The following is a 22,064-nucleotide window of genomic DNA, read 5'->3' on the forward strand; positions in this document are numbered from 1 at the left end:
CCTCGCCCCCATAATCAAAGCGTCACCCCTTCGCTGACGCCCGGATATCGTAAGCTGCGAAGGTCGCCATGGTCAGGATTTTTGACACCGAATCCGACAACTGGCAGATCTGCACCGGCTTGGACAGGCCCAGCAGCAGCGGACCCACCACCGTAGCGCCGCCCAGGGCTTCGATCATCTTGGTCGAGATCGAGGCCGACTGGATGGCCGGCATGATCAGCACATTGGCCGGCGCCGTCAGGCGCTGGAAGGGATAGTTGGCCCAGGTGGCCGGTTCCAGCGCAACATCGGGCGACATTTCGCCTTCAAATTCAAAGTCAACGCCCCGTTCTTCAAGCAAACGCACCGCTTCCTTGACACGATCCGAACGCTCGCCCGACGGATTGCCGAAGGTCGAATAGCTCATGAAGGCCACCCTTGGGGTGTGCCCCATGCTGCGCACTGCCATGGCCGCTTCAATGGCGATATCGCCGAGTTCTTCCGGGGTCGGCATTTCAGCGACTGTGGTATCCGCCACAAAGATCGTCCGTCCCTTGGCCAGCACGATCGAAAGCCCCATAATGCGGCCACCCGGCGCTGGATCGACCACGCGCAGCACATCATCCAGCGACTTGTCGAACGAACGCGTAACGCCGGTGACCATACCGTCGGCGTGGCCGGAAATGACCATGGCGGCGGCAAAGGAATTACGGTCCAGGTTGATCAGGCGATCGACATCTCGCTTCAGGTAGCCCTCGCGCTGGAGCCGCGAATAGAGCAACTGCGAATAAGCGGCATTGCGGTGGCTGAGCCGGGCATTGACGATTTCGATGCCCTCCTCTTTCGGATCGATGCCGGCGGCACGCATATTGGCTTCGACCAGGTTTTCACGGCCGCAGAGGATCGGCGTGCCAAGTCCTTGCAGCTTGAAGGCATGCGCGGCGCGGATGACCGAAATATCCTCACCCTCGGCGAAAACGATGCGTTTCGACGGCCGCGAACGGACCGCCGAGGTGATGGATTGCAGGAAGCCGGCCGATGGATCGAGACGCTGTTCCAGCGACTTTCGGTAAGCGTCCATATCGGTGATCGGCTTGCGGGCTACGCCGGTATCCATTGCGGCCTGGGCCACAAAGGGCGGGATGTACCAGATCAGGCGCGGATCGAAGGGCGACGGAATGATATAGTCTTTGCCAAATTTCAGATGGCGGCCCTGATAGGCGGCGGCCACTTCATCAGGCACATCTTCGCGGGCGAGCTGCGCCAGGGCGTGGGCGGCGGCCAGCTTCATCTCGTGATTGACCCGGCGGGCACGGACATCGAGCGCGCCGCGGAAGATATAGGGGAAGCCCAGGACGTTATTGACCTGATTGGGGTAATCCGAACGGCCCGTGGCGACGATGGCGTCGGAACGCACGCTCGCCACCTCTTCCGGTGTGATTTCCGGATCGGGATTGGCCATGGCGAAGATGATAGGCTTGTCGGCCATGGTGGCGACCATGTCCGGCGTCAGCACGCCCTTGGCGGACAGGCCCAGGAAAATATCGGCGCCGACCATGGCCTCGGCCAGGGTGCGTTTGGAGGTTTTCGTAGCGTGCGGCGCCTTCCACTGGTCCATGTCGATCGTGCGGCCTTCATAGACGACGCCGTGAATATCGACCACCGTAGTGTTCTCGTGCTTTACGCCCAGCGATTTGATCAGTGAGAGCGACGACAGGCCAGCAGCGCCGGCGCCGCAGAGCACGACCTTGACGTCTTCAATTTTCTTACCGGTGATTTCCAGCGCATTGATCAGGCCGGCGGAGGCGATAATCGCCGTGCCGTGCTGGTCATCGTGGAACACAGGAATATCCGCCAGGTCCTGCAAGGCGGCTTCGATGATGAAGCACTCCGGCGACTTGATATCTTCCAGATTGACGCCGCCGAAGGCGCCAGTGATGTTCTTCACCACCGTGATGAATTCGTCCGGGTCTTGAGTCGCCACCTCGATATCGAACGAGTCGATATCCGCAAAACGCTTGAAGAGGACCGACTTGCCTTCCATGACCGGCTTGGAGGCCAGGGCGCCGAGATTGCCGAGGCCAAGGATCGCCGTGCCATTCGAAATGACCGCCACCATATTGCCCTTGGACGTGTAGTCATAGGCCGCTTCCGGGTTTTCAGCGATGCGCAGCACCGGCACCGCCACGCCCGGCGAATAGGCCAGAGCCAGGTCACGCTGGGTCGCCATCGGCTTGGTCGCCATCAGCGCGATCTTGCCGGGCTGGGGGTACTGGTGAAGGTGCAACGCTTCGTCGTCGCTGAAGGTCTGTTTTTCGGTGGTCATGACTTTAGGGAAACTCTGACAGGGTGTGGCGATTTATATTATAAACTAAGGACTTGCGTCCCCTACGGAATAGAACAACAGCGACAGCGAATAAAGGGTCTACACGGTCACAGGGGTACTTTTCTTTATTGTCAGACAAATGAATTTGCGAGCTGTTGCTTTTAAGGCGCGGTTTGAAGACAGTTTTACAATTAAATGGGCTCAATCGCCGCATGGCTCCTCGCATCGGCTCGGGCGCGCAGTCGCGCTTGCCAACGGCAAGCTGTTGGAGAAGTTTTACACACCTTCCTTTGCGAAATCCCTTCTCTTCGCTGTTAACAATGGTTAACTTCGCGGCATGAACGCCCCGCAAACCCTCACGCCAGATGCCGCCGCCCCTAATGTGGAGGGCGCCACGCCGGTCATGGCGCAATATATCCAGCTCAAGGCGCAATACCCCGATGCCCTCCTGCTGATGCGCATGGGCGATTTCTACGAAATCTTTTTCGAAGACGCGGTCATTGCCTCGCAGGCCTTGTCGTTGGCTCTGACCAAGCGCGGGCAGTTCCAGGGCAAGGATATTCCGCTGGCCGGCGTGCCCGCCCATGCCGCCGATGCCTATATCGCCAAGCTGATTCGTCTGGGCCACCGGGTTGCCGTCTGCGATCAGTTGGAAGACCCGGCCGAAGCGAAAAAGCGCGGCTCAAAAGCCATCGTCAAGCGGGGTATAACACGCGTTGTAACGCCGGGCACTCTGACGGAGGATACGCTTCTGGAGGAGCGCGGCGCCAACCGCCTGGTGGCCCTGTCATCGCGCGGCGGCGTGCTGGCCCTGGCAGCGGTCGAGCTTTCAACCGGTGATGTCGAGGTGCTGGAGGTCGCGCCCAAACAGGTGGGCGTGCAGCTTTCCGCCCTGCGGCCTTCGGAAAGCCTGGTGGCTGACCGGCTGATCCAGGACGAGGCCATTTACCCCCTGCTCAAGATGTACGGCGGGGTCATCCAGCCGCAACCAGCGTCTCTGTGCGATCCGGTTTCCGGTGAAGCGCGCCTGCTCAAGCTCTACGGTGTCTCCACGCTCGATGGCTTCGGCAGCTTCAGCCCGGCCGAGGTTTCGGCGCTGGGCTTGCTGGCCGCCTATATCGACCTGACCCAGGCCGGCAAGATTCCGACCCTGAAACCGCCGGCGCGGGTGATTTCCAACAACTATCTCGCCATCGACGCCGCCACGCGCAACAGCCTTGAGATCGACCGCACGCAGCAGGGCAGGCGCGAAGGCAGCCTGATCTCGGCGCTCGACATGACCGTGACCTCCGGCGGCTGCCGCCTGTTGCTGAACCGTCTGGCGCGCCCTCTCTATAATCCGGCCGATATCAATGCACGGCTGGATACGATCGAGTGGTTGCTGCCGCGCCGGACCTTGCGCGAAACCCTGCGCCACCTGATGCGCTCGCTGTCCGATCAGGCGCGGGCCCTGTCGCGGCTGTCTCTGGGCCGGGGAAGTGCGCGCGACCTGTGCGTCATCGCGCAGGCGCTGACCATCAGCGAGACCCTGGCCAGCCATCTGAACGACGCGCGCCATCAGGATCATGACGATCTGGCCGGAAATCCGCCTGCCATCCCGCAGGAAATCGACACCATCATCTCGGCCCTGGTGCCCTCCCTGCCGCTCAGCCAATTGCGCGACAGGCTGGCGCGCGCCGTTGTCGAGGAGCCGCCGCTCAAACTGTCCGACGGCGGCTTTATCCGTCCCGGCTTTAATGCCGAACTGGACGAGGCGCGGGCCCTGCGCGATGACAGCCGCCAGATCATTCTGGCGCTGGAGCAAAGACTGGCCGCTGAAACCGGTATTGCCATCCGCATCAAATTCAACAATGTGCTGGGTTATTTCATCGAGCTCTCCGCCAAGCTGGCTGAACAGCTTCAGGCGCAGGACACGGAAAAGCAGTTCATTCACCGCCAGTCTCTGGCCAACCAGGTGCGCTTCGTCACCACCGAACTGATCGAACTCGATGGCCGAATCCAGCGCGCCGCGCAGCAGGGCCAGGCGCTGGAAATGGACATTTTCGAGCAGTTACGTGAAGAGGTGCGCCTGGCCGCCGCCGAAATCCAGGGCGGACATGACGCCATCTGCGCGCTCGATGTCGCGGTCGCCAATGCCGCTTACGCCGAAGAATGGGATGCGATCCGGCCGGTAGTCGATGACTCCTTACGACTCGAAATCACCCGCGGCCGCCATCCGGTCGTCGCGGCGGCGCTGAAAAGCCAGGGCAAGCCCTTCACGCCCAACGATGTCCATCTCGATGCGTCGGGCGCCCATGCCGCGCGATTGTCGCTCGTCACCGGTCCGAACATGGCTGGTAAATCAACCTATCTCCGCCAGAACGCCCTGCTGATCATCATGGCGCAGGCCGGCCTGTTCGTGCCGGCCAAAGCCATGCACCTGGGCGTGGTCGACAAGCTGTTCTCGCGTGTCGGCGCCGGCGATGACCTGGCGCAGGGCCGTTCCACCTTCATGATGGAGATGGTCGAAACCGCCGCCATTCTGACCCAGGCCAGCGAGCGTTCCTTCATCATCCTCGATGAAATCGGCCGCGGCACCGCCACCTATGACGGCCTGGCCATCGCCTGGGCCTCGGCGGAAAACCTGCACGAGGTGATCAAGGCGCGCACCCTCTTCGCCACCCATTATCACGAGCTTTCCCGGCTCGAAGAGCGGATGAAGCACCTCAACAACCTGTCGCTGACCGCCCATGAGCACAATGGTGAACTGATCTTCCTGCACGAGGCGCGCAAAGGCTCGGCCGACCGCTCCTACGGCGTGCAGGTGGCACGTCTGGCTGGTATGCCGCCGGCCGTGGTTTCGCGCGCCCGCGATATCCTGACACGCCTGGAAGAAGACAACCAGACCCAGCTCAGGCTCGACGATTTGCCGCTGTTTTCCGCGAGCCGCACACCGGAACCGGCTTCATATGCACCCTCCAGGGCGGAAGCCATGCTCAGGAGCGTAAATCCGGATGATTTAAGCCCCAAGGAAGCCCTGGAACTCATATATAATTTACACAAACTGCTGTAAGCCGGAGGCAAGCCGAGTTTTGTTCATATGAGTGACTCCTCCCCCATGCTCACCCAGACACACCCGGCGGCGCCCGCATACCGTATCGACGGGACTGATCTGCGTAAACGCCTGACCGAAGCCTATGAGGATTCGTCAGGCGATACGCTCGATTTGCGACGCCGCGCCGTTACCATACTCAAGGACGCGCTCGATAAGGGCCGCGCCAGCCTGCTTGAGCGTGTGGACGATCAGAAGGGCGGCTATGCCACCGCCCGCGCCCTGGCCGGGGTGACCGACGAAGTGGTCTCGGCCCTGTGGGACTTCACGCTCACCCATGTCTACCGTGCCCGCAACCCGACCGAAGGTGAACGCCTGGCCCTGCTGGCGGTGGGCGGCTATGGCCGTGGCGAACTGGCGCCCTATTCCGATCTCGACCTGTTGTTCCTGCGCGCCTGGAAAGAGACCTCGCACTCGGAATCGGTCATCGAATTCATCCTCTATACATTGTGGGATCTGGGCCTGAAGGTCGGCCATTCGTCGCGCACGGTCGATGAAACGCTTAAATATGTCAGGAGCGACCACACCATCATGACGGCGGTGCTGGAACATCGCCTGATCGCCGGCGATGCCGAACTGGCGCAGAACCTGGAAGACCGGCTCACTCACGATGGCCTGAAATCGCACGCCTTCGATTTCGTCGCTTCCAAGCTGGAAGAACGTGACCAGCGCCATGTCAAGACCGGCACCACGCGCTTCGTGGTCGAGCCCAATGTCAAGGAGGGCAAGGGCGGCCTGCGTGACCTGCATACCCTCTACTGGATAGCCAAATTCCTGGCCGGCGGCGCTGGTAAAGATGCCGAGGTGCTCGATCTGATCCTGACCGACAAGGAACGCCGCATTTTCATGCGCGCCTTTGATTTCCTGTGGAAGGTCCGCATCATCATGCACACCGCCGCCGGGCGCGGCGAAGAACGGCTGACCTTCGACCTCCAGCCGGAAGTGGCCCGCCGCATGGGCTTTATCGACCGCGAGGGCGAACCCAATGTCGAGCGTTTCATGCGCCGCTATTTCGTGGTCGCCAAGGAGGTGGGCGCGCTGACCCGCACCTTCTGCACCAAGCTGGAAACCCAGCAGGCCAAGCCGCTGGCCCGGCTGTCGAGCCTGATCCAGTCGGGCATCATGAACCTGACGCGCGCCGATCACCCCGGCTTCATCGTCACCAATGGCCGCCTGAGCGTCAATTCACCGGATATCTTCCAGAAGTCGCCGGTGGCCATGTTCATGCTCTTCAAGATGGCTGACCGGCTCGAACTGGACCTGCATCCGGATGCCTTCACCGCCATCGCCCGCAATCTTGACCTGGTGACGCCCAGTTTGCGGCGTAATCCGGAAGCGGCACGGCTGTTCCTTGACCTGCTGGTGCGCGGCAAGGATCCGTACAAGACGCTGTCGATGATGTCGGAAACCGGCCTGCTCGGTCGCTATATCCCCGAATTCGGCCGCATCGTCGCCCAGACGCAGTTCAACATGTATCACGCCTATACGGTCGATGAGCACACCCTGCGCGCCATCGATATCATCCACGGCATAGATACTGGCGCTTACAAGGAAGACCATCCGCTGTCGAGCGTGATCATGCCGCAGGTCACCGACAAGGAATCGCTCTATCTCGCCATGCTGCTGCACGACACCGGCAAGGGCAATGAACTGGGCCAGGAAGTCGGCGGCGAGATTGCCGCGCGCAAGGCGTGTGAACGGCTGGGCATCGAGGACTGGAAGATCGATCAGGTGGCGTGGCTGGTGCGCCACCACCTCGTCCTGTCCGATTATGCGCAGAAACGCGACGTCTCCGATCCGGAAACCGTGGCCGCCTTCGCCCATATCGTCGAAACGCCCGAACGCCTGCGCCTGTTGCTGATCCTGACCGTGGCCGATATCCGCGCCGTCGGACCGGGCGTCTGGAACGCCTGGAAAGGCCAGTTGATGCGCGACCTGTTCGACGCCACAGAAAGCGCCTTCCGCGGCGGACGGGGACCGGATGCCGTGGCCAGCGTGCGTGAAGACCTGCAACAGCGCGCCCACGCCCGTCGGGTGCAGTTGAGCGAAAACAACGCGGATATGGCCGCCTGGCTGGAAACCATGGACGAAAGCTACCTGTTCTCGTTCAGTCCTGAAGATATCAAGAACCACGCGGTGCTGGTGCGCAATGCCAATGGCGCGCCGGCGGTCGCCCTGCGCATCGATACGGTGCGCAATGCCACCGCCTTCTCGATCTCGGCCGAGGACCGCACCGGGCTCTTTGCCGATCTGGCGCGCTGCTTCGCCAATCTCGGCGGCAATGTGGTCGGGGCGCAGGTTTTCACCTCCGCCACCGGCCAGGCGCTCGATGTCTTCTATGTGCAGGATTCGACCGGCAAGCCCTTCGCCCATGACGACCTGCCGCGCCAGAAACATGCCCAGACCGCCCTGGAAGCCGCCGCGAATGGCCGCCTGCCGGAAGCCCTGACCTGGAAATCACCCTTCGCGGCGCGCACCGCCGCCTTCGCCATCGCCCCCACTGTGGTCTTTGACGATGACAGCAACGCCAATGTCACCATCATCGAAGTTTCCGGCCGCGACCGTCCCGGCCTGCTGGCCGATATTGTCGAGGTCATGGCGAAGCAGCATGTCGATATCGCCTCGGCGCATATCGATTGTTATGGCGAACGCGCGGTCGACGCCTTCTATGTGGCGGACCACTACCGCAAGGCGCAACTGGCCGGCGGCCTGAAGCAGACCCTGAAAAAGCAGTTGCTGGCCGTACTCGACAAGCCGGCCCAGCCGCCAAAGCGCAACCTGGCACGGGCAAAAGCTAGCCTGGCGCGTTAACCCATAACTGCTTGCAGGAAATCCACAGGCGGCCTAAAGCGGAGAATACACTTCCAGCAGAGCATGTCCGTGTCAGACGTTGAAACGCCCGCAACACCCGTCAAGAAATCCTCCGGGCTTCTGCGCAATTCGCTGATCAACAGCAGTTTCACCCTGATCTCGCGTCTGGCCGGCTTCGCCCGTGACCTGGTTCTGGCCGCTTATCTCGGCGCATCGGGCAATATCATGGCCGACGCCTATAACACCGCCCAGGCATTTCCCAACCTCTTCCGCCGCATCTTCGCCGAAGGTGCCTTCTCGGCCGCCTTCGTGCCTTCTTACTCCGCCGCCCTGGAACGTGATGGGAAAGAAGCGGCCGACAAAATGGCGCATGATGCCATGGCGACACTCACCTTCATCACGGTCGCCTTCTGCCTGCTGTGCCAGTTCACCATGCCGTGGCTGATGATGGTCATCAAGCCGGGCTTCCTGGCCGATCCCGCCAAATACAAGCTGGCCGTGCTCTTTACCCAGATCACCATGCCCTATCTGCCGTGCATGGCCATCGTGGCGCACCTGTCCGGCGTGCTCAATGCGCGCGGGCGCTTCCTGATGTCGGCCGGCGTACCGATCCTGCTCAATGCCGTGACCCTGATCTCGATATTGCCACAGCATACGGTCTATGCCTCGGCGCTGTGGGGGTCGATCGGCACCCTGATCGCCGGTATATTGCAGGTCGCCATGCTGCTGTGGGGGGCACGAAGGTCCGGCGCCCATGTCAATCTGGCGATCATTCCGGTGTTCTCGAAGGACATCAACAAGCTGCTCCTGCTGGCCGTGCCCGGCGCTTTGGCCGCCGCCGCCACCCAGGTCAATATCTTCATTTCCGGCATCTTTTTCCTCATCGATCCACGGCGCCACCTCGTGGCTGGCCATGGCCGATCGCTTCTACCAGTTGCCGATCGGGCTTGTCGGCGTCGCTATCGGCACTGCCCTGCTGCCGGCCCTTTCCCGCGCCGTCCATGCCGAAGATCATGAAGCCGCGCAGGTCCAGATGGACCAGGCGGTCGTGTTTTCCATGGCTTTCGCCCTGCCCGCCGCCGCCGCCCTGATGGCCATGCCCTTCTTCCTGATGGACGGTCTCTATACGCGTGACGCCTTCCATCTCGATGACGCCCACCAGGTGGCGCGCTGCCTGTTTCACTATGGCTGGGGCGTACCGGCCTTCGTGCTGACCCGCATCCTCAATCCGGCCTTCTTTGCCCGCAAGGACACCTTCGGACCGATGAAGTTCGCCATTATCTCGGTGGTCGTAAACCTGAGCGTCGGCCTGACCATGTTCAAGCTGATCGGCACGGCGGGCCTGGCCATCGGCACCTCGGCTGCCGCCTGGGTCAATGTGGCGCTGATGGTCTTTACCCTGGCCAAACGCCGGACATGGATCATCACCCCCAAAGCCTTCCGCACCCTGCTATTGCTGCTGCTTTGCGGCGCCGGCATGGCAGCATTCTGTGGCCTCAGCTCGTTTGAACGCCCGTTAATACAGGGCGCCATCGGCTCGGTGGTGCCCTATGTGCGCGGCATTCCGTTGCTGCCTGCGATCTTTAGCCACACCAAGGAAATCGCCGTTCTGGGGGTTTGTTTCGCCGGCCTGTTCCTTTATATCGGACTGCTGTTTATAACCGGCGCGATCAAGCCGCACGAACTGAAGGCGGTGCTGCGGCGCCGTTCTGCATAATCAAGTAAGACCATGACCAATAAACGCATCCTTTCCGGCATCCAGGCCTCCGGCTCGCTGCACCTCGGCAACTATCTCGGCGCATTGAAGAAGTTCGCCGATATGCAATCCGATGACGCCGAGCGCTTCTTCTTCATCGCCGATCTGCACGCCATCACCGTCTGGCAGGAACCGCAAAAGCTGCTCGATCAGACGCGCGAAATTGCCGCCTGTTACCTGGCCGCCGGCGTCGATATCGAAAAGTCGACCATCTTCCCGCAATCAGCCGTGGCGGGCCATGTCGAGCTGGCGTGGATCTTCAACTGCGTCGCCCGCCTCGGCTGGCTCGACCGCATGACCCAGTTCAAGGACAAGGCAGGCAAGGACAAGGAACGCGCCAGCGTGGGCCTCTATACCTATCCGGTGCTGCAGGCCGCCGATATACTGCTCTATAAGGCGACGCATGTGCCCGTCGGCGAGGACCAGCGCCAGCACCTCGAACTGACGCGCGACGTCGCCAAGAAGTTCAATCACGATTTCGATGTCGATTACTTCCCCGTGCCGGAAACCCTCTACCAGGGCCCCGGCGCGCGCATCATGTCCCTGCGCGACGGCATGGCCAAGATGTCAAAATCCGACCCCTCCGATAATTCGCGCATCAACTTGACCGACGACGCCGATACCATCGCCTCCAAGATCAAGAAGGCCAAGTCCGACGCCGATGTGCTGCCGGAAAGCGCTGAAGGTCTGGAAAGCCGCCCGGAAGCCAAGAATCTCGTCGGCATCTATGCGGCGCTTGCCGGTATTTCCGTGGCAGACGTTCTGAAGGACTTTGGTGGCAAGGGCTTCGGCGCCTTCAAACCAGCCCTGGCTGAGGTCGTGGTCGAAAAGATGGCACCGATCTCAGAACGCCTGCGCAGGCTTTTGGCCGATCAGACCGAAATCGACCGTGTGCTGAGGATTGGCGCCGACCACGCCAATGAAGTGGCTGCGCCAGTGGTGAAAGACGTGAAAAAGATTGTCGGTTTATGGGCAGGGTCATAATGACCCTGCACCCTTAAGTTTGGAGGTCGCTATGCGTGCTTTAATCATTCTGGGCCTGGTGTGTCTGACACTGCCATTCACCTTGACCGCCTGTGAAAAGGTGGAGCAGCGCACCACCACCATATCGAGCTCAAGCGATGCCAGCGGCGTGGTCACCCAGTCCAGCCTCAGCATGACTGATTACGCCATGCGCGCGGCCTTGGGCAACAATCCAAATACCGCCGCCTATGTCACCATCACAAATAAGCGCAATACCGACGACCGCCTGATCTCGGCGGCCTGTGAGTGCGCTACCACCACGACCCTGCACACCATGAAAATGAACGGCTCGACCATGGAAATGGCCGAGGCCAGGGATGGCTTCGTCATCCGCTCCGGCGATAAGCTGGTTTTCGCACCCGGTGGCAATCACATCATGCTGGAAAACCTGACCCATCGCCTGGTCGAAGGCGAAACGGTCAATGTGACCCTGGTGTTTGAAAAAGCCGGTCCGGTGACATTGCCGATGCTGGTCTCCAATACCCCCTGGCCAAATCTGGTACATCGGGCGGTATGGACCATGGCGATATGAAGATGTGATTACCTCGCACCGAAGAGGGCCGAGCCGACACGGATTTCCGAGGAACCGAAAGCGATAGCCGTCTCGAAGTCGTCGCTCATTCCCATGCTGAGATGATTGATGCCGTTGCGGTCGGCGATCTTTTTCAGCAGGGCGAAGTAAGGCCCCCGTGGCCCCTCGAGCGGCGGAATACACATCAGTCCTTCGATTTTCAAGCCATAACCCTTGCAGTTGGCCAGAAAAGCATCGGCCTCCGCCGGCAGAACGCCCGACTTCTGGTCTTCCTCGCCGATATTGACCTGGACATACAGCACCGGCGCCCTGCCCTGCTTTTGAATTTCGTCGGCGATGGCGCGGGCGATCTTGTCCCGGTCGATGCTCTCGATCACATCGAAAAACGACACCGCTTCCGCCGCCTTGTTGCTTTGCAGGGGACCGATCAGGCGCAGTTCAAGACCCGGATAGTCGGCGCGTTTGCCGTCCCAGCGCGTCATGGCCTCCTGCACCCGGTTTTCACCGAAACGGCGCTGCCCAGCTTTAAGCACGGGCTCAATCGCCTCCCAGGGCTGGTTTTTGGAAACCGCGGTCAGATAGGCCGAGTCCGGCGCCCGAGCGGCGACCTTTAAAGCCTTGTGCATCTGAGCCATGAGCCTAGAATAGGTGCCAGATTGGACATCCGGTGATGACATACAAGACCCGCTTTCAGTATCTGCTCGACAAGGCACGGGATATAGCGCAAGCGCAGTCGCCCCAAAACCCCAAATTGCCGCCATTGTTCTTCTTCACCGATCCGAAGCGCACGCCGCATCCGGAAGATATTGCCGTCCACATGCCGGCAGGCTCTGGGATCATCTACCGCCATTTCGGTGAAAATCACGCCAGCCAGCGCGCACAATTGCTGCGCAAAATTGCCCGTGACAATGGTCTGACCCTGCTGATTGGCGAGGACGACGCTCTGGCGCTGGAGATCGAGGCCGATGGTATCCATCTGCGTCAGGCGAGCATCAATCGCGCCATCGGCTTGCACGCCGCGCATCCGGACCTGATCCTGACTGCCGCCTGCCATGACGCTGAGACCCTGCGCAATCTCGACGCAGCGAACGGCTTGACGGCGGTATTCATATCCCCGGTCTTCGCCAGCCAAAGCCCCTCAGCGCAAGGCATAGCGCCTTTGGGCGTAAAAGGGGCACGCGATATGACGGAACTGTCCAGTCTTCCGGTCTATGGTCTGGGAGGGATTGGCTGCGACAATATCCTGTCGCTGAGAGATACCGGTCTTTCAGGTATCGGCGCGGTAGACGCCTTCAGGCTGAATTAAAACTTGAACGTCGTTTCCAGGCGGACACGCGGCTGCTTCTTGTCACCTTGGGCGGCGCTGCGGGCCGGTTCCGGCTTCATCGGATCGGACTTTTCACCGAAACCGAGCGTGCCGCCGACGCGCAGGGAAGGCGTCAGGCGATAAAAAGCGCCCGCATCGATATCACTGGAGCGCGGGGCACTGGATTCGGGCTGGTTGACGTCAAACTTGACGCCCCATTTGCCATCGAGGTTGAACTGGTAGACCTTGGACTGCGGCTTGGAAAAGCCAGTCGTGTCGTCGCTGATGAAGCTTTCGCCAACCGGCTGTACCAGCGGCGTCAGGCCGGCGATATTTTCGACGGTCGACTGCGGACGCACGGTCTTGGTCTGCGCCATGGCAAAAGTGCTGCTTCCGGCCAACGCCAGAACCATCACAGATACAGCCATGAATGCGACAGATTTCATCTTCTTTTTCTACAGCCCGAAACCCGGATCATTTCGAGAGCGCCCCTTGAAAGGGTTGTCTACCTGAACAGCCACCGGATACCAGTTTATTGTTTTACACAGCTATTTTGACAAAGCTGTGACCTGATTGAGATATGACGAATTGTCTGACCGGTCAATTTGATATCACGCGAAAAGAGCCACCCGCCGAGATTCACCTGACAGCTGTGTTGAATCCGCCACGGATAGTAAACGCCGCATAAACAACAGGGTAACATTACAGCCCTGACGCAAAAGAGCCGGGAAGCTTTTTCGCTTTGCCCCACATCCGCCCTTATTTGCTGTAGAGTTAACAAACTTGTGATGCTACCCCTTGTCATACCCCAGGGCCTCCATGCTATAGAGGGCCGGGTCGCCGGGCAAATACCGGCAATTGGGGCCAATAAATCCAGGAATTCCGGCTGCTTAGCCGCGCGAATTCAAATCATGCGGAGTGATCAGTCTATGACGATTATGCGGAAATCGGCCCCGAAGCGTTTCGGTCTGGCTCTCGCTGCTTTGGGCCTGTGCCTGTCCTTCAGCGCCTGCGCCAGCCTGGGCACCAAGGGCGGCACGGCTTCCGCCAATACCACCGCGCCGACGGAAGAAAGCAAGATCGACCTCGGCCACCTGTTTGGCGGCGGCAAGAAGGAATCCGCGAATACGGAACAGGCCGGCATCGGCGTCAATGCCTATCTGTGGCGCGCCTCGCTCGACACCATTTCCTTCATGCCCCTGACCTCAGCCGATCCGTGGGGCGGCGTGATTATCACCGACTGGTACGCCAGTCCGCAAACCCCGGATGAGCACTTCAAGGTCACCATCTTCATCCTGGATTCGCGCCTGCGCGCCGATGCGCTGAATGTCTCGATCCAGAAAGAAGTCCGCGCCGGCGATCGCTGGGTGCCGGCCGATGTGTCGCAGCAGACCCAGCTCGACATCGAAAACGCCATCCTGACCCGCGCCCGTGAACTGCGCCTGTCGAACGTCAAGAACTAGGGAGCAGCCTTCCCGTTTAAAAAAGCCGTTGCGGTTATCCCGCAGCGGCTTTTTTAATGGTTTTGCGCCGCAACGCGCCGTATAAGCAGCCATCCCCTGTTTTCGCCCATTCCGCACAAAGATTTATGGCCCGTTATAATCCCAAAGAGACCGAACCCCGCCAGTTGCAGCGCTGGGACGACGCCAATGTGTTCCTGACCCGTCAGGATTCGATTTTAGATTCTGGCAAGCCCAAATACTACGTGCTGGAGATGTTCCCCTACCCCTCCGGCCGCATCCATATGGGCCATGTGCGCAACTATGCCATGGGCGACCTGGTGGCACGCTTCAAGCGGGCGCGTGGCTTCAATGTGCTGCACCCGATGGGCTGGGACGCCTTCGGGATGCCGGCCGAAAACGCCGCCATGGAACGCAAGATCCATCCGCGCGGCTGGACCTATGACAACATCTCCAATATGCGCGGCGAGCTGAAGCGCCTGGGCCTGTCTATCGACTGGACGCGTGAGTTCGCCACCTGCGACCCGGCCTATTACGGCCAGCAGCAGAAGTGGTTCAATACCCTGCTGAAGAACGATCTCGTCTATCGCCGCGAAAGCCAAGTCAACTGGGATCCGGTGGACATGACCGTTCTGGCCAATGAGCAGGTGATCGATGGCAAGGGCTGGCGCTCCGGTGCCGTGGTCGAGAAGAAGAAGCTGACCCAGTGGTTCATGCGTATCACCCGCTTCGCCGATGACCTGATCGAGGGCCTGACCGAGCTGGAGCGCTGGCCGGAAAAGGTGCGGCTGATGCAGTCCAACTGGATCGGCAAGTCACGCGGCCTGAAAATGACCTTCCCGTTCGCAGACCGCGATGGAGGCGTAGAGGTTTATACAACACGCCCGGATACCTTGTTCGGCGCCTCGTTTATTGCCATCGCTGCCGACCATCCGCTGGCACAGGAAGCCGCCGCCGCTAATCCGGAACTGGCCGCCTTTATCAAGTCCATCGCCAAGGGCGGCACCACCCAGGCCGAAATCGACACCGGCGAGAAGCTGGGCTTCAATACCGGCATAAAGGTCAAGCATCCCTTCAAACCGGGCGACACGCTCGATGTCTGGGTGGCCAATTTCGTGCTGATGGATTACGGCACCGGCGCCATTTTCGGCTGCCCGGCGCATGACCAGCGCGACCTCGATTTCGCCCGCAAATATGACCTGTCCGTCACCGAAGTGGTCCTGCCGCAGGGCGCCAATCCGGAAGAGTTCAAGATCGGCAATGACGCCTATACCGGGCCAGGCCATATATTTAACTCCGCCTTCCTGGATGGCCTGGAGATCGAAGCCGCTAAGGACGCGGCCATCGAAAAGATCGAGGCCATGGGTCTTGGCGAAGGCGCCACCGTCTTCCGTCTCCGCGACTGGGGCGTTTCGCGCCAGCGCTACTGGGGCTGCCCGATTCCGGTTATCCACTGCGACGATTGCGGCGTCGTGCCCGTGCCGGACGATCAGTTGCCGGTGGTTCTGCCGGAAGATGTCACCTTTGATATTCCCGGCAATCCCTTGGAACGCCACCCAACCTGGAAACACACGAAGTGTCCGCATTGCGGCAAGGACGCGACCCGCGAAACCGATACGCTCGATACCTTCGTCGATTCCTCATGGTATTTCGCCCGCTTCACCGACCCTAAATCGCCAACCCCGATCAACAAGCAGGCGGCCGATTACTGGCTGCCGGTCGATCAGTATATCGGCGGCATCGAACACGCCGTGCTCCACCTGCTCTATGCCCGCTTTATTACCCGCGCCCTGAATCATTGCGGCTATTTGGAGGTCAAGGAGCCCTTTGCCGGGTTGTTCACCCAGGGTATGCTGACGCACGAAACCTACAAAAATGTCGCCGGCCAGTGGGTCGAACCGGCCGATGTCGAGGTCACGAGCGAAGGCGGTGTCCGCAAGGCCGTGCAGGTCTCCACGGGTGAAACGCTCTCGATCGGCGATATCGAAAAGATGTCGAAATCGAAGAAGAACACCGTGGCGCCGGAAGATATTTTCGACACTTATGGCGTTGATTCGGCACGCCTTTTCGTTCTGTCTGACTCGCCGCCCGAGCGCGATGTCCAGTGGTCGACCGCCGGGGTAGAAGGTTCGTGGCGCTTTACGCACCGCGTCTGGGATCAGTTCGACACCCTGCCGGAAGGCGAGATTGCCTGCACCGATGAAGCCGCCGCCGCTGACCTGTTGAAGGCCGCACACAAAGCCGTCAAGTTCGTCACCGAAGGCTTTGAAAGCTTCCGTTTCAACGCCGCCATCGCCAAATTGTACGAATTTGTCACCATCATCCGTAATGCCGATATCGCAAAGACCGGCTCAAAGGCCCGCCGCGAGGCCCTGACCTTGCTGGCCGGGTTGATCGCACCGGTGACCCCGCACCTGGCCGAAGAATGCTGGACGCGTCTGGGCCATGACGGCCTGATTGCCAATGCCGCCTGGCCGAAATTCGATCCCGCCCTGGCCCAGGATGACGCCTACATCATGCCGGTGCAGGTCAATGGCAAGAAACGCGGCGAGATTTCGATCCCGGTCGGTGCCTCGGAAGAACAGATCCGCGAGATGGCGCTTGCGGATGAAGGGGTTAAGCGTCATCTTGAGGGTGTAACCATCCGCAAGATCATCATCGTGCCGAACCGGATTCTCAACTTCGTGGTGGGATAGCGAAATGCGTAAAGTTCTTGGAATATTTGCCGCATGTACCGTGCTGACCGCCTCCGCTGTCAGCCTGGCGGGTTGCGGATTCGCGCCGCTTTACGCCAGGACCGGCCTGACAGCCAGCCTCTCCCAGGTGGCGATAGAGGTGCCGCAAACCCGCACCGGCTATTTCCTTGAACAGGATCTGCGCAATGGCCTGGGCGGCGATGAGACCGCGCCCAAGTCCTTCCTGCTGACCATCGGCATGAAGGAAAGGCATTATGGCGTGGGTTACAAGGTCGATGACACTTCGACCCGGTCCGAAATTACCTCGGCCGTTGCCTATACGCTCAAGGATATGACGACCGGCAAGGTGTTGTATACGAACCAGTTCAGCGAAACCGTCACCTACGATACATCGAGATCACCCTTTACCGGCGTGATATCCCAGCAGAACGCCCAGCAGCGCATTGCCACGGCCATATCCCAGCAGGTCCAGCATGATCTCGCCCTGTATTTCCATGGCGATATGCTGCCGACCATCGCACCGGCTGACGCCGCCGCGGCCGATGCCGCCGTTTCGGCCATGTCGTCCGACACGGAAACCTCCGCCGCCAGCCAATGAAATTAAGCAAGCGCGCTGAGATCGATGCCTTTTTCAGCAAGCCGCCAGCCCATGTGGTGGGCGCCCTGATCTATGGCAAGGATCGCAGCCAGGTCATCGAACGCTGCACGGTTCTGGCGAAAAAGATCGTCCCGGATATCACCGATCCGTTCAATGTCTCGCTGCTGACGGATACCGATATCGAGGGCGACGGCGGCCTGCTGGAAGGCGAACTTCAATCCCTGTCGCTGATGGGCGGCAAACGCCTGATACGGCTTAAGTTTTTTTCTGAAAAGGCCACGCTGGACAAGGCGGTCGCGGCCACCCTGAAAACCCATGCTGCCGGCGAATTCAACAAAGACGCCTTTATCGTCATCGAAGCCGGCGGGTTGGGTGCCGATTCCGCCCTGCGCCGCCTGGCCGATGCCGACAAGAACCTGGTCAGCATTGCCTGCTACGAAGACGAGACCGGCGATGTGGTCCGCATGGCCCGCGAAGCCCTGGCCGCCGATGGCGTCTCCCTCAGTAATGCCGCCATGGATATCTTCGCCCAACGCCTGCCCAAGGAACGCGGCATCGCCCGGCAGGAAATCGAACGGCTGATCCTGTTTATCGGCCCCGGTTCGCACAAAACACTGAATGAGGTCGAGCTTCAGGAGTTTCTCGGCGTCGAGCCGGAAGCCTCGCTTTTCAAGGCGGCATCGGATGCCTTTGGCGGCCGCATGAAGCAGGCCCAGGCCGGTCTGCGCCGCGCCTTTGCCGAAGGTGAAGGCGGCGCCGATGCCATGCGCGCCTTGAGCCTGCAATATAACAAGTTGAAATTGCTCAAGAGTTATCTGGAGAAGGGCCTTGGCACCAAGGAGGCCACGCGCAATGCCGGCGTCTTCTGGAAGGACGAGGACGATATGCTCCGTCAGGCGCGAACCTGGAGTTTTCCGGCGCTCGATGCCCTGGCGCGCGACCTGATCGATGCCGACAAGCAGTGCAAATCAACCGGTATGCCTGATCTTTTGATCGCTGAACGGCTCTACCTGCAAATCGCCGGACGGGCGGCCAGGGCGGGCGTCTGATGTCGGCCGCCGACGCCTTCGCGGTCGCTTGGCGCGACCTGGCGTTAGCTTTTAGCTTGCCGGCGGCGTTCTCCGAGGGGCTTCTGGCCGAATTGCAGGCCGGATATGGCCATCCTGGCCGGCATTATCATACAGAAAAACATATCGTCGCCATGCTGAACGGCGCCGCCGGTCTTGATTTAAACGATCCGGACATGGCGCGCCTGGCCATTGTCTTTCACGATGTCATCTATGACCCGACACGCAGTGATAATGAACAGCGCAGCGCCATTTTACTGAAAGAAAGACTGGCGGGCCTTGTCGCGCCCGACCGCCTCAACCGGGCCGCCGGTATCATCGCGGCCACCGCCGCTCATAAGGCGACCAGTGATCATGATACCGATCTGGTGCTTGATCTCGACATGGCCATACTGGGCCAGCCCTGGCCGGTTTATCTAAGTTATGCCGAGGGTGTCATGGCGGAATACCTGCCCCATATTGGAGATGCGGCCTGGCGGCAGGGACGGATCAACCTGTTTATCGACCCCACCCTCGCCCTTCGTGACATCTTCATCACCGAACGGTTCAAGCCTCTGGAGATGCAGGCGCGCGAAAATCTGCGACGCGAAAAGGCCTGGCTTTCTGGCGACTCAACCTCGGCCTGACCATGACCGTTTATATCGACGACATGTACCGCTACACCATCCGCCAGTTCCGGGGCATGAAGATGTCGCACATGATCGCCGATGAAGAAGAAGAACTCCATATCATGGCCGTCCGCCTGGGCCTGCGTCGCGCCTGGCATCAGGGTGATCATTACGACGTGCCACTCGATGCGCGCTTCGTGGCCATCAGCCTGGGCGTGATCGAAATCACCTACCGCCAGGCTTCGGCCATGCGCCGCCGGCGCGTCGTGGAAGGAATCTGCGGCGTTCCGGATGAGGCCGTCGGCTGGCTGAGGGCCTGGTTTGCTATCCGGAGTTCGGGCCGAAATTCTGGCCGAAATCAGGGCCTCTGAGACGCACCAGGACGTCCCAGAGTACGACTTTCGACGCCAAATTCGCGTGAGACGTCGTTCTTACAAAATAATCAATTATTTCATAAGCTTACGACATAGCTCATCGAGCTGTTCAAGGCTGGCATAACTCAAACGCAGTTCGCCTCTGCCGCCGCGGTCATCAAGCTTCACTGTCAGGCCCAAAGCTTCCTGCAAATCCTGTTCGAGCGACAGGGTATCAGCATTCGGCTGGGCCTTAGGACGGGGCGATGGCGCAGCCTTGGGTCCGGCCTGTTCGTCACGCACCAGGGCTTCGGTCTGGCGCACGGATAATCCCTTGGCGATAACCTCGTCCGCCAGGGCATCGGCATTTTCAGCTGTGATCAGCGCACGGGCATGACCGGCCGACAGGCGACCGTGCAGCACATGATCCTGCACACCTTCGGGCAGCGCCAGCAGGCGCAGCGTATTGGCGATATGCGGACGGGACTTGCCGACTACCTGCGCCAGAGCGTCCTGGGTACGGCCGAAACGATCCTGCAAGACCTTATAGCCGCGCGCTTCTTCGATCGGGTTCAGGTCGGCGCGCTGGACGTTTTCAATAATGCCGACTTCCAAAACGTCGAGGTCATCCAGTTCACGAATGATCACTGGCACGGTATGCAGTCCGGCTTTTTGCGCCGCGCGCCAGCGGCGTTCGCCGGCCACAATCTGGTAATGCCCGGCCTGACCCGGCGCCGGACGCACCAGGATCGGCTGAAGAATGCCCTTTTCGCGGACGGACGCCGCCAGTTCGTCAATGTCGGATTCAACAAAAGTGCGACGCGGCTGATCCGGGTTACGGACCAGGAGTTCGATCGGCTGTTCAAGACCCCTCGCCGGCTCGGTGCCACGCGCTTCGGCCGCCTCCGCCCCCGTCTTCGGGCTGCTGGTATCCTGATCACCGAGCAATGCCGACAGACCGCGGCCCAAACCTCTATTCTTTTCAGACATTTATCTATTCTTCTTGTTGTGGGATACTTAAGCCGGAATCTTTTCCGCTTGCTTGCGGCGCTTGCGTTCCCTGGCCACCAGTTCCTTGGCGAGCTTGATATAGGCCTGGCTGCCGGAGCATTTCATATCGTAGATCAGGGCCGGTTTGCCGAAGGACGGCGCTTCGGACACCCGTACATTGCGCGGTATCACCGTATCATAGACCAGTTCGCCAAAGTGCGACCGCACGTCGCGTTCGACATGTCCGGACAGGGCATTGCGCTTGTCAAACATGGTCAGGACGATACCTTGCAGGCTCAGCCTGGGGTTCAGACTGCCGCGCACCAGATCAATCGTGCGCATCAACTGGCTCAGACCCTCAAGCGCAAAAAACTCGCATTGCAGCGGCACGAGCACGGCATCGGCCGCGCTCATCGAATTGACCGTCAGCAGGTTCAGCGATGGCGGGCAATCGATGAGGATATAGTCATAGGGCGGCTTTTCCTGATCCAGGCCATCGAGGGCATCCCGCAACCGATAGGATCGGCGCTCGGCCTGGCCCAGTTCGATCTCCACACCCGACAGATCCGGGTCAGATGGCAATAACCAAAGCCCCGGCACCGCCGTACTAACAGCCGTATCACCAATCGGCCGGCGATCGACGATCACGTCATAAAGCGAGTTTTCTCGCTGCTTTTTCGGCACGCCAAGCCCCGTGGACGCATTGCCCTGAGGATCCAGATCGATCAGCAGAACGCGCTGGCCGATAGCCGCCAGGGCCGTACCCAGATTGATCGCCGTGGTGGTCTTGCCCACGCCACCCTTTTGGTTGGCTATGGCCAGAACGCGAACTTTTTTATCGAAATCTTGGGCATTAACGGGCACGACGCAGCCTCCGGATATGGATCACGCGTCCGCGGGGATCGCTGGCGGACACCATCTGTTCTACGTCAAATGTCCACGTTTTGCCAGCATCCGCCAGTTCACTTTCCACGTTTTCCCCCTTTAAAAACCACGCATCGGCGCCTTTGTGGATAAAGCCTCCGGCAAACCCGAGAAGTTTGGTCATGGGCGCGACGGCCCGCGCTGTGACGACATCCACTTTCAGCTTCACGTTCTCGGCGCGGTCATTGATCACCGTCGCCGGCAGTTCGAGATCATCGACTACACTTTGCAGAAACCGGCAGCGCTTGGTCAGGGATTCGACCAGATAGACCTGCGGAGCGGGACCGTCGGAATGTTTCAGGAGAATACTGATGACGATACCGGGAAACCCCGCTCCGGCCCCAAGATCAGCCCAGGTGCGGGCGTCCGGGCGGTGATCAAGCAATTGCGCGCTGTCCAGCACATGGCGCGACCAATAGTCCGGCAGGGTGGCGGGCCCCACAAGATTCATGACTTCGTTCTGTGCGGCCAGAATATCATAAAATTTTTGCAGGTCAGCGACCGCCTCGTGTTTCACGTGAAACACCAGTTTGGCGGACATCTC

17 protein-coding genes and 1 pseudogene are annotated in these 22,064 nt (G+C 60.3%); 12 read left to right on the forward strand and 6 right to left on the reverse strand.

Annotation, left to right across the window (positions count from 1 at the left end; genetic code table 11):
- Nucleotides 1–22: 22 nt before the first annotated feature.
- Entirely contained in the window at nt 23–2,305 is a 2,283-nt protein-coding gene (locus NVV72_06645) for an NADP-dependent malic enzyme (GenBank protein ID MCR6659022.1), read from the reverse strand.
- A 337-nt stretch (nt 2,306–2,642) separates the two neighbouring features.
- Here NVV72_06645 and mutS point away from each other — a divergent pair, with 337 nt between their 5' ends.
- The 5 genes and pseudogenes from mutS (at nt 2,643) to NVV72_06670 (ending at nt 11,518) form a co-directional block, all read left to right on the forward strand.
- On the forward strand, nt 2,643–5,357 hold the full coding sequence (gene mutS, locus NVV72_06650) for a DNA mismatch repair protein MutS (GenBank protein MCR6659023.1): 2,715 nt from the start codon (nt 2,643–2,645) through the stop codon (nt 5,355–5,357).
- A 27-nt stretch (nt 5,358–5,384) separates the two neighbouring features.
- Nucleotides 5,385–8,207, forward strand: coding sequence for a [protein-PII] uridylyltransferase (locus NVV72_06655; protein MCR6659024.1), 2,823 nt, complete (start codon nt 5,385–5,387; stop codon nt 8,205–8,207).
- A 63-nt stretch (nt 8,208–8,270) separates the two neighbouring features.
- A pseudogene (gene murJ, locus NVV72_06660) lies at nt 8,271–9,924 on the forward strand (murein biosynthesis integral membrane protein MurJ).
- A gap of 12 nt (nt 9,925–9,936) precedes the next feature.
- Complete coding sequence (gene trpS / locus NVV72_06665; protein ID MCR6659025.1) at nt 9,937–10,947, forward strand: tryptophan--tRNA ligase; 1,011 nt, start codon at nt 9,937–9,939, stop codon at nt 10,945–10,947.
- Between the two features lie 31 nt (nt 10,948–10,978).
- Entirely contained in the window at nt 10,979–11,518 is a 540-nt protein-coding gene (locus NVV72_06670; protein MCR6659026.1) for a copper chaperone PCu(A)C, read from the forward strand.
- An 8-nt stretch (nt 11,519–11,526) separates the two neighbouring features.
- On the opposite strand, the gene NVV72_06675 is transcribed toward NVV72_06670, so the two are convergent.
- Nucleotides 11,527–12,144: a YggS family pyridoxal phosphate-dependent enzyme gene (locus tag NVV72_06675; GenBank protein MCR6659027.1), complete on the reverse strand. Its 618-nt coding sequence runs from the start codon at nt 12,142–12,144 to the stop codon at nt 11,527–11,529.
- Between the two features lie 44 nt (nt 12,145–12,188).
- Between NVV72_06675 and NVV72_06680 the strand changes: the two genes are divergently transcribed.
- A complete protein-coding gene (locus NVV72_06680; GenBank protein MCR6659028.1) occupies nt 12,189–12,824 on the forward strand; it encodes a thiamine phosphate synthase in 636 nt (211 codons plus the stop codon).
- Here the strand turns inward: NVV72_06680 and NVV72_06685 are convergent.
- Nucleotides 12,821–13,270, reverse strand: coding sequence for a hypothetical protein (locus NVV72_06685; protein ID MCR6659029.1), 450 nt, complete (start codon nt 13,268–13,270; stop codon nt 12,821–12,823). The genes NVV72_06680 and NVV72_06685 overlap by 4 nt on opposite strands.
- Nucleotides 13,271–13,753: 483 nt before the next feature.
- Between NVV72_06685 and NVV72_06690 the strand changes: the two genes are divergently transcribed.
- From NVV72_06690 to NVV72_06715, 6 genes are all read left to right on the forward strand, one after another.
- Complete coding sequence (locus tag NVV72_06690) at nt 13,754–14,287, forward strand: DUF3576 domain-containing protein (protein ID MCR6659030.1); 534 nt, start codon at nt 13,754–13,756, stop codon at nt 14,285–14,287.
- Nucleotides 14,288–14,412: 125 nt separating this feature from the next.
- The gene (gene leuS / locus NVV72_06695; GenBank protein MCR6659031.1) at nt 14,413–16,980 is read left to right on the forward strand and encodes a leucine--tRNA ligase; all 2,568 of its coding nucleotides are present in this window, start codon (nt 14,413–14,415) and stop codon (nt 16,978–16,980) included.
- A 4-nt stretch (nt 16,981–16,984) separates the two neighbouring features.
- A complete protein-coding gene (locus tag NVV72_06700; GenBank protein ID MCR6659032.1) occupies nt 16,985–17,578 on the forward strand; it encodes a hypothetical protein in 594 nt (197 codons plus the stop codon).
- Nucleotides 17,575–18,627 carry a DNA polymerase III subunit delta gene (holA, locus tag NVV72_06705; protein ID MCR6659033.1) on the forward strand — a complete coding sequence of 351 codons (1,053 nt, stop codon included), beginning with the start codon at nt 17,575–17,577 and terminating at the stop codon, nt 18,625–18,627. Before NVV72_06700 ends, holA begins: the two co-directional genes overlap by 4 nt.
- Nucleotides 18,627–19,271: a hypothetical protein gene (locus tag NVV72_06710; GenBank protein MCR6659034.1), complete on the forward strand. Its 645-nt coding sequence runs from the start codon at nt 18,627–18,629 to the stop codon at nt 19,269–19,271. Before holA ends, NVV72_06710 begins: the two co-directional genes overlap by 1 nt.
- Nucleotides 19,272–19,273: 2 nt before the next feature.
- Nucleotides 19,274–19,624, forward strand: coding sequence for a DUF4031 domain-containing protein (locus NVV72_06715; GenBank protein ID MCR6659035.1), 351 nt, complete (start codon nt 19,274–19,276; stop codon nt 19,622–19,624).
- Nucleotides 19,625–19,699: 75 nt separating this feature from the next.
- Here the strand turns inward: NVV72_06715 and NVV72_06720 are convergent, their stop codons facing one another.
- Genes NVV72_06720 through rsmG form a run of 3 tightly spaced genes read right to left on the reverse strand, consistent with a single transcriptional unit; the run spans nt 19,700 to nt 22,061 of the window.
- Nucleotides 19,700–20,596 (reverse strand): ParB/RepB/Spo0J family partition protein, encoded by an 897-nt coding sequence (locus NVV72_06720; protein ID MCR6659036.1) that lies wholly within the window; start codon nt 20,594–20,596, stop codon nt 19,700–19,702.
- Between the two features lie 27 nt (nt 20,597–20,623).
- Nucleotides 20,624–21,460 (reverse strand): AAA family ATPase, encoded by an 837-nt coding sequence (locus NVV72_06725; protein MCR6659037.1) that lies wholly within the window; start codon nt 21,458–21,460, stop codon nt 20,624–20,626.
- Nucleotides 21,450–22,061, reverse strand: a complete 612-nt coding sequence (gene rsmG, locus NVV72_06730; GenBank protein ID MCR6659038.1) for a 16S rRNA (guanine(527)-N(7))-methyltransferase RsmG — start codon at nt 22,059–22,061, stop codon at nt 21,450–21,452. The genes NVV72_06725 and rsmG overlap by 11 nt, the downstream gene beginning before the upstream one ends.
- Between the last annotated feature and the right edge of the window lie 3 nt (nt 22,062–22,064).

Source organism: Asticcacaulis sp. (genome assembly GCA_024707255.1).
In the GTDB taxonomy this organism is placed as follows: domain Bacteria; phylum Pseudomonadota; class Alphaproteobacteria; order Caulobacterales; family Caulobacteraceae; genus Asticcacaulis.